Annotated in this window: 7 protein-coding genes and 2 pseudogenes; 1 reads left to right on the top strand and 8 read right to left on the bottom strand. The window is 42.6% G+C overall.

Features of this window, described 5'->3' with window-relative positions:
• Nucleotides 1-861: pseudogene (locus tag HF974_14625) on the top strand (IS1 family transposase).
• Between the two features lie 492 nt (nt 862-1353).
• On the opposite strand, the gene HF974_14620 reads toward HF974_14625, so the two are convergent.
• The 8 genes and pseudogenes from HF974_14620 to HF974_14585 form a co-directional block, all read right to left on the bottom strand.
• Nucleotides 1354-1578, bottom strand: coding sequence for an addiction module toxin, HicA family (locus HF974_14620; protein MBC2699533.1), 225 nt, complete (start codon nt 1576-1578; stop codon nt 1354-1356).
• Nucleotides 1571-1804, bottom strand: a complete 234-nt coding sequence (locus tag HF974_14615) for a type II toxin-antitoxin system HicB family antitoxin (protein MBC2699532.1) — start codon at nt 1802-1804, stop codon at nt 1571-1573. Before HF974_14615 ends, HF974_14620 begins: the two co-directional genes overlap by 8 nt.
• 1 nt (nt 1805) lies before the next feature.
• Nucleotides 1806-2129, bottom strand: a pseudogene (locus HF974_14610) (hypothetical protein).
• A gap of 101 nt (nt 2130-2230) precedes the next feature.
• Nucleotides 2231-2527: a GIY-YIG nuclease family protein gene (locus HF974_14605; GenBank protein MBC2699531.1), complete on the bottom strand. Its 297-nt coding sequence runs from the start codon at nt 2525-2527 to the stop codon at nt 2231-2233.
• 148 nt (nt 2528-2675) lie between these two features.
• Nucleotides 2676-2978 carry a methylated-DNA--[protein]-cysteine S-methyltransferase gene (locus HF974_14600; protein MBC2699530.1) on the bottom strand — a complete coding sequence of 101 codons (303 nt, stop codon included), beginning with the start codon at nt 2976-2978 and terminating at the stop codon, nt 2676-2678.
• A 164-nt stretch (nt 2979-3142) separates the two neighbouring features.
• Nucleotides 3143-3901, bottom strand: a complete 759-nt coding sequence (locus HF974_14595) for a DUF5591 domain-containing protein (protein ID MBC2699529.1) — start codon at nt 3899-3901, stop codon at nt 3143-3145.
• A 178-nt stretch (nt 3902-4079) separates the two neighbouring features.
• Entirely contained in the window at nt 4080-4838 is a 759-nt protein-coding gene (locus HF974_14590; GenBank protein MBC2699528.1) for a hypothetical protein, read from the bottom strand.
• Nucleotides 4839-4966: 128 nt separating this feature from the next.
• Nucleotides 4967-5159 (bottom strand): tetratricopeptide repeat protein (locus tag HF974_14585; GenBank protein MBC2699527.1); only part of this gene is annotated, 193 nt, incomplete at its 5' end.

The following is a 5159-nucleotide window of genomic DNA, read 5'->3' as shown; positions in this document are numbered from 1 at the left end:
ATCGCAAGTTATCAGAGGACCAGATAATCTTGATCTGCAAATTACTGGTTGAGAAAAATGGAATAAGAGCCATTGAACGCATAACGGGGATACATCGCGACACGATCTCAAATGTTGTAGAAGACATGGCAAGACACGCGAGGGAAGTAACTGACTTTTTAATAAAAGATATTCAACTTACTGAAGTTCAGGTGGATGAAATGTGGACTTTCATAAAAAAAAACAAAAAACGTTAACGAAGGAGATGACGACGCAGATAAACATGGCGATTACTGGATATACATAGCACAGAAGGCAGATACAAAAATCCACCTGGCACACAGTACTGGTAAAAGAGTGCAGGAAATTGCAGACAAGCTAATGAAAACAGTAAAAAAGCGATGTAAGATGCCAACAGATCACGAGAAAGCGACATTTACCAGTGATGGTAACAGTCAATATATAGGCGCTATACTGAAAAATTTTGATATAGATACGGTCAATTACGGACAGATCATCAAGGAAAGAGAGAAAGGCAGGGTAATTGACAAAATCCGAACAGTAATATTTGGTGAAATGGATATTACAGATATAGACACGGTATATATCGAAAGATATAATCTGACAATGAGACACAGCATTTCTAGGCTGGTTCGAAAAACTATATGCTTTTCTAAGTGCAATGAGATGGCAGATAATCATATAGATTTGTTTCAGTGCTACAATAACCTAAACAGGTTTCATTCATCCTTAGAAATAAAAACAAAGAAGAGTGAGAAGAATATAAAAAGAACACCATGTATGGCTGAGGGTATAACAGATCATATTTGGCCTTGGAAGGAATTATTGATGTTTAAAGTAGGCATATCAACTACATATTAGGATATTACCAAAATTTCATTGAACTTCTTAGCAATATTAAATAAATATTCAGAAAAGTCTAACTTTATGGTTATAGTTCCTAACTAATAAAAAGTGCCTACTAGCCAGAGCCCACAGAGCCGTGTTATCAACTCGGAGCCAAAATATAATCACCGCACCATTTCTTCAAATGGGTAAACTCCTTCCTGAGCATCTGCTACTTCTACCTTTGATCATCTTTGATATATAACTTACTTAATATTTTGGCAGATATTTAAACAATATGTGCACATGATCCAGATTTACTAATAGTGTCAAGTCGAGAATTAAATGCTGCACTGATTTTTTTAAATCCGCCAGTGACATAAAAGATATGGCAAATGGTCGCTATACGTTTCATGGTTGACTTGACACTAGATCGATAATTTCAATAAAATATTAAATTTGAGTTGAGTCAGGTGGTTGGTTGTGCATTTGAACTGGTGGGCAGGCGTATAATATCTAAAAGCATGCTCATAGTAGTTCATTAAGAATATCTTTACTTATTCCTGCTTGTTTTAAAATCTCAAGTAATGTTCCTTTTGGCAAATTCTTTTTATGAAGAGGTACAACAACCCTTCGTTTTGTTTCTGGATGGTAGAAAATATGATGGCTTCCTTTAACCCTATCCAGTATGAAACCATTCTGTTCGAGTATCCGGATAATTTTCTGGGGACTAAGGGATGGAAGTTTAGGCATGAGCCTCCACTGTTAAAGTATATTCTAGAATCCCTTCCTCTGTTGGTATCACTTCACCATGCTCTTTTAAACTCTCGATATATAATTCAATAGCTTCCTTTGCCATATCTATCGCTTCTTCTATTGTTTCCCCGTATGTAACACAACCAGGAAGTAAAGGAACCATTACTGTATAACCACCCTCTGGTTCTTTTCTCAGTAGAATTCTATAGTTTAATACTTTCATACTATTCTTTGATGTTGTTTATTGCAATAATCTTTTTGCCTACCGTTAGATATCCAAACTCCATAAATAACGCTTGAAACACACGTTTACTCCTCACCCAACCTCCTCGCAATCTCCACCGCCAGCCCCGCGCAGCATCCACAGCCCGATGCGCCAGCAGCCGTACCATAGGCTCCTTACCCACCGCACCCAGGTCATACACCACATCCGGCACCCTGTTGTGGAGCTCTCGGTATGTGTCAATAGCAGTTCAGGTGCCCCATTCCATAGTACTTACACCAGGGGGCTCATGCGCCCTGTCAAATGAAGCCACAGCCAGCCCCATATTCCTGATAACTTTCTACATATAGGCCTGGGTATGGGGCTGCATAGGGGATTCCCGAACGTGTGTATCGTTCCAGTATGTGACCCGATCGTTTTCGATATTTAACATTCCAGGTCCTGATCGATGTGTGTCAGCACCACGCCCCTTGGTATGGTATGCGGCAACAGGTAGTCTATATGCCAGCGCCAGGTTGGGTTACGTCCGGCTGCTACGTTGAGGTGCCGCCTGATCCTACTGAAACCGCCGCTGCCTCTTGCCGAGCCAGTATATGAATAATAACCGGCAGGGAACTTGATCTTTCCCAGTGCACCTACTGTTATGCACATATCTTTTTTTAGTTCCAGTAAAAGCGAATAGATACCCCTGCCTTTGGGTATGGTAATATCCGGATCGTTCATCAACTGTAATTATGCGGTGAGGTTTTAACTATTATTATTGGTTCATTGCTCTGTAAGGGGAACTATCAGGTTATTGATCTTGAGCGCAAGATTTTGCTGGACCGGTTAAATGTAACATCACCCGAAATATAACAGCCCGGATGAGCACTCAGAATTCGATAGATTCCAGCCTCAACAGTTCCAGTTTAAGTCCTATTCCCAGGGAATAGCCGCCAGGCCCGTGTTTTGAGACTATGCGGTGACATGGGATAATTACAGGCACCCTGTTCGACCCAAGGGCGTTTCCCACTGCCCTTACTGCTTTTGGCCTGCCTGCCATACTGGCAAGCCGGGAATAGGTAATACAAGTGCCCCAGGGAACGGACCTGGTGGCAGTAAGCACTTCCTGCTGGAATGGTGTAAAACCAGACAGGTCCACATCATAGGATGAAAAATCTACGTCCTCCCCCATGAAGTATCTTTGCAGGTCAGAGGTTACCGGCAGGGTTACGCTTTCCTCACAAGGACGTTGCTCAAATAACTTCACAAACCTGACAGACACATGATCTGCTTCCACAGCCACCCACCTTTTCACTTTGTTAGCAAAAAAGCAATCCGTTACATATTTTTTCATGATCATATAATATACCAATCAGAATCATCTGTTACCCGGACATTTGTTCTCCAGATATCTGTTACCGTATCATTTGAAGTTGTCTGGATATCTGTTACCGCATCATCTGAAGTTGCCTGGATATCTGTTACCATATCCTTTGAATTATCCAGGCCAGCTGCCCGGCAGATAGCTTCATCGAGATCCCTCTGGTATTCCTGGTGATAAAGACTTCCGAAGCTGAATTTCAAGTCAGGGTTATGGAGTTTTTCCATTGTCCCGGGTCTTGGTACAATGTCCACCTTGACCTGGCTAAGTTCCACTGCCTTTTCCATGGCCAACCTGAAATCTCCCAAACAATACGCGATCCTGTGTCTATAATGCTGCTTCGTTAACTCAAGATAACGTGCCAGTCTCTGGCTCTCTAACTTGTGGAATTCCCGTTTGACCTTTGGTATGTCACACCGCCCCAGCATGAACTGGTAATCCATAAACGGATATTCAGTATCCAGTTCCCTGGGCGTTACGCCGCAGGTACCAAATACCACTACGTGTACCTGGTCATGAGTGAGATGCCTGAATATGATACTGTCAAACATTTTATGGGACGGACTTTCATGATATGGTTTTGCTTTCGAACACGGAACGAAGATGCATATCTCCCGCTTTGGGGGTTCATATTCGGTGAGAACCCATTCAACAGCCCTGACCATATCAGGGTGTTTAATCACATTTTCACCTATCAGGGGTTCAGCAGATCGTTCATGTTCAGGTATTATCACTTTTTCACCACAAGTACTGGTATGTGTGATATTTTAATAAGTTTTCCAGCCACACTTACAAGTCCAAGTTTCTGTAAACTCATGTCAAAGTGCTGCCTGAAAAACTGGATAAAGGGATGTACGGGTGCATGGGGGAAGTAGTAGAAGGGTTGGAAGAATTTACTTCCAACTAATATATCTATTCCACTTCCACTATCAGTACAAACCTCTGCTCGCTGCCGGTCAGGTTCTCCCACGAACGACTGTACACACTCGTCACCTGTTGTGTCCCGATGGCAGTAGCTTTAATATCCCATTCGCGAATGCCGCCCGCACCCACAAGATCGGAGGCAGGCGATAAGTAATTATCACTCACAACCTCGAGACCGGCAGTTGTCGCAAGTGACCACTGGTATCCTGTAGTGGGGTTCTCGTTCAATTTGATCTGGAAGGTATCACCGGTTGCCAGTTCCACTGAGCTGCCATTATTGACCTCTGTAAAGACATTTGCTTCGGAAACGCCACCCGCATCTTCGATGATGTTATCAATAAAGAGTTCAAAGGAATCGGTCACACCATTGACATTAACGTCATACGTACCCGCCTTCAATCCGTAAACATCAAGCGGGACTTTTTCTTCGTAGGGTACAATGGCCTGTGTACACATCATATCTTTTGGTCGTTTTGTTGTTATCGTAACTGTGAATGTATTGCCGTCTCTTTTTTCTTCAACCCTGTCAATCTTGGTGCAGCCGTCTGGCAGGTAGCCTTTTGCACCTACATGTATCTGTACAGGAAATGATTCAAGAACCAGTATTTCGATGGATTCGACCACAGCAGTTCCATAAATGTAATCCTCATCTTGTGATTCACTTTTGTTATCCTGCGTATCTGGATCAGTGGCTGAATCGGGAGCCTGTGTACATCCGCTCAGGGTAATCAGTGAAGTAATGATCATAAGGACAATTAACCGGATTGTTGATTTCTTTATCAATTTGACATCTCCATTCTTAATTTTCACATATATAAGAATACGTAGATTTTATATATCTTTTACCTTGACTGCGAATCGGTTTGCAGTTAATTTCATTTCGAGAACTTGAGCCTTGAAACGCCCATCTTCACTTTGAGTTTCAACTTATCAGGTACACTGTCCATCAATTCCGGTTTAAGATAGACCGCCCGGGCCCAGGCGTGGGCTGCCTTATCATATCTACCCTTGTTGTAGCAGGCCAATCCCATACCCTGGTGTGCCTCGGTAAACATGGGGTCCAGCTTT

The sequence above is a fragment of the ANME-2 cluster archaeon genome (genome assembly GCA_014237145.1).
Classification (GTDB): domain Archaea; phylum Halobacteriota; class Methanosarcinia; order Methanosarcinales; family Methanocomedenaceae; genus Methanocomedens_A.
Note: the sequence above shows the minus strand (reverse complement) of the source record. Positions and strands in the feature narration are given on the sequence as shown.